The 3,009-nt window shown below is 72.7% G+C and carries 3 protein-coding genes; all 3 read left to right on the forward strand.

Features of this window, described 5'->3' with window-relative positions; genetic code table 11:
• Positions 1–856 (forward strand): ABC transporter permease (locus tag SSBG_RS26865; RefSeq protein WP_008749205.1); only part of this gene is annotated, 856 nt, incomplete at its 5' end.
• Complete coding sequence (locus SSBG_RS26870; RefSeq protein ID WP_008749206.1) at positions 853–1,752, forward strand: ABC transporter permease; 900 nt, start codon at positions 853–855, stop codon at positions 1,750–1,752. The genes SSBG_RS26865 and SSBG_RS26870, both read left to right, overlap by 4 nt.
• The coding region (locus SSBG_RS26875; protein ID WP_008749207.1) for an ATP-binding cassette domain-containing protein at positions 1,749–3,009 on the forward strand (1,261 nt) is incomplete at its 3' end. The genes SSBG_RS26870 and SSBG_RS26875, both read left to right, overlap by 4 nt.

Below are 3,009 nucleotides of genomic sequence, written 5' to 3' on the forward strand. Positions count from 1 at the left end.
ACCCGCGCGCGGCATCCTCGGGCCCCAGGCCACCGCACAGCAGATCGCGCACTTCAACCACGAGCAGGGCCTCGACAAGCCGCTGCCCGTCCAGTACTTCTACTACCTCGGCCAGCTCCTCCACGGCGACCTCGGCACCTCGTACACCCTCAACGAGCCCGTGTCCCAGCTCATCACCGAGCGGCTGCCGAAGACCCTCGTCCTCACCGTGCTCTCCGCGCTCCTCGGCCTCGTCCTCGCCGTCCCGCTCGGCATGTGGCAGGCGGTGCGCCGCAACAAGCCGGAGGACTACGTCATCACCACCGTGAGCTTCATCGCCTACTCGACACCCGTCTACTTCCTCGGGCTCGTCCTCGTCCTGGTCTTCAGCCAGGGCCTCGGCTGGTTCCCCTCGCAGGCGCCGCAGGGCGAGACGCTCGGCCAGGTCTTCTCCGACCCGCAGGCCCTCGTGCTCCCCGTCGTGGCGGGCGCCGCGTCGATGATCGCCGTCTTCAGCCGCTACATGCGCGCGGCGACCCTGGAGAACCTCCCCGAGGACTACGTGCGCACCGCCAGGGCGGGCGGCTCCCGCTCGCGCGCCATCCTGTGGCGGCACGTCTTCCGCAACTCCCTGACGCCCGTCGTCGCGATGCTCGGCTACTACGTGCCCGTCCTCTTCGGCGGCGCCCTCGTCGTCGAGCAGCTCTTCAACTACCCGGGCATGGGCCTGCTGTTCTGGACCGCCGCGCAGGCGTCCGACTACCCGGTCCTGCTCGGCTGCGTCCTCGTGATCGCGGTCGCGACCGTCGTCGGCACCCTGCTCGCCGACATCGTCCAGCGGGTCATCGACCCCCGAGTGAAGGCAGGCCGGGCATGAGTGCCGTCATCCAGCCGGGCAAGGCCCCCGGCACCGCCACCGCGCCGCGCGAGGCGTCCGGCGCGAGACTCGCGGTCCGCCGCTTCTTGCGCAACCGCCTCGCCGTCGTGGGCCTCGCCTTCGTCGTCCTCTTCTTCCTGTTCTGCTTCGCCGGTCCGCTCGTGTACTCCACCGACCAGACCCACACGCTGCTCGACCAGGTCAACCAGTCCCCGAGCGGCGCCCACTGGCTCGGCACCGACGCCGTCGGCCACGACGAACTCGGCCGGCTCATGTACGGCGGCAAGGTCTCCCTCATCGTCGGCCTCGCCGCCGGGGTCCTCGCCACCGTCATCGGCACGCTGTGGGGCGCGACCGCCGGATACGCGGGCGGCTGGATCGACGCGTTCATGATGCGCGTCGTGGACGCGGGCATCGCGATCCCCGCGCTCTTCATCCTCCTCGTCGTCTCCGCCATCACCACGCCGGGACTGAGCGGCCTCGTCCTCGTCCTCGGCCTGGTCTCCTGGCTCGTGCCCTCGCGCCTCGTCCGCGCCGAGACGCTGACGCTCAAGAACCGGGACTACGTCCTGACCCTGCGCGCCGTCGGCGGCACACACGGCCGCGCGATCCTGCGGCACATCCTGCCCAACTCGGTCTCGACCGTCATCGTCGCCGCGACCTTCCAGATCGCCGACGCGATCCTCCTGGTCGCCTACGTCTCCTACCTCGGACTCGGCGTCCAGCCCCCGCAGACCGACTGGGGCGGGATGCTCTCGGCCGGGCTCACCGCCGCCTATTCCGGCTACTGGTGGCTGATCCTGCCGCCCGGCCTGGCCATCATCGTGGTGGTGTGGGCGTTCAACGCGATCGGGGACGGGCTCCGCGACGCTTTCGATGTGAGGGGACGCGGATGAGCGCCATCACCAAGGCTCCCGGACGCCCGGCGCCGGGACCCGTACTCGCCCTGGACGACCTCGGCGTCGTCTTCACCACCGAGACCGGCGAGGTCCCGGCCGTCAAGGGCGTCTCCCTGCGGGTCGCGCCCGGCGAGACCCTCGCCCTCGTCGGCGAGTCCGGCTCGGGCAAGTCCACCATCGCGCTCGCCGCGATGGGCCTCCTCGACGCCAACGCGCGCGCCACCGGCAGCGCCGTCGTCGCGGACACCCAGATCGTCGGCGCCCCCGACAGCGCCCTCGCGGCCCTGCGCGGCAAGAGCGTCTCGATGGTCTTCCAGGAACCCGCCACGGCGCTCGACCCCCTCACCCGGATCGGCCGCCAGATCAGCGAGGTCATCCGCAACCACCGCGAGATCCCCGCGAAGGAGGCCGCCGCCGAGGCCGTGGAGCTCCTGCGCCGCGTCGGCATCCCCGACCCGGACAACCGCGCCCGCGCCTACCCCTTCCAGCTCTCCGGCGGACAGCGCCAGCGCGTCGTCATCGCCATGGCCATCGCCAACGAGCCGGGCCTGCTCATCGCCGACGAGCCGACCACCGCGCTCGACGTCACCGTGCAGGCCGAGATCCTGGACCTGCTGCGCCGCCTCGCGGTCGACACCGGCACCGGCGTCCTGCTCGTGACCCACAACATGGGCGTCGTCGCGGACTTCGCCGACCGCGTCGCGGTCATGTACCAGGGCGAGATCGTCGAGACCGGCCCGGTCGAGGACGTCCTGCTGCGACCGGCGCACGACTACACCAGGCGGCTCCTCGCCGCCGTGCCCCGGCTCTCCGTCGCCGAGGCGGTCGCCGACGAGGCCGCGGAGGAGGCCGCCGAGAAGGCCGGGAAGACCGCCGCGGTGACCGGGCAGACCGGCGGGCCCGCCCCGAGCGGGTCCGCCGCCGCTTCCGGCGCCCAGGCCCCCGTCGCCGAACTCACCGACATCAGCGTCGTCTTCGGCCGAGGCAAGGGCGCCGTGCGCGCCCTCGACGGCGTCTCGCTCCACGTCGGCCCCGGCGAGACCCTGGGCCTCGTCGGCGAGTCGGGCTCGGGCAAGTCCACCGCCGCCCGCGTCGCGCTCGGCCTCATCCCGCCCACCTCCGGCACCGTCACCCTCTTCGGCTCCGACCTCGCCCGCACCAGGGGCCGCGCCCGCCGCGCCCTGCGCTCCGGGATCGGCGTCGTCCTCCAGGACCCCGCCGCCCCGCTGGTCAACCAGCATGACGGTGGGCGAG

The sequence above is a fragment of the Streptomyces sp. SPB074 genome (genome assembly GCF_000154905.1).
GTDB lineage: Bacteria > Actinomycetota > Actinomycetes > Streptomycetales > Streptomycetaceae > Streptomyces.

Bases quoted from the DNA above. Each gene is read 5' to 3' on its own strand.
- SSBG_RS26870 (WP_008749206.1), top strand. From the start codon at position 853: ATGAGTGCCGTCATCCAGCCGGGCAAGGCCCCCGGCACCGCCACCGCG.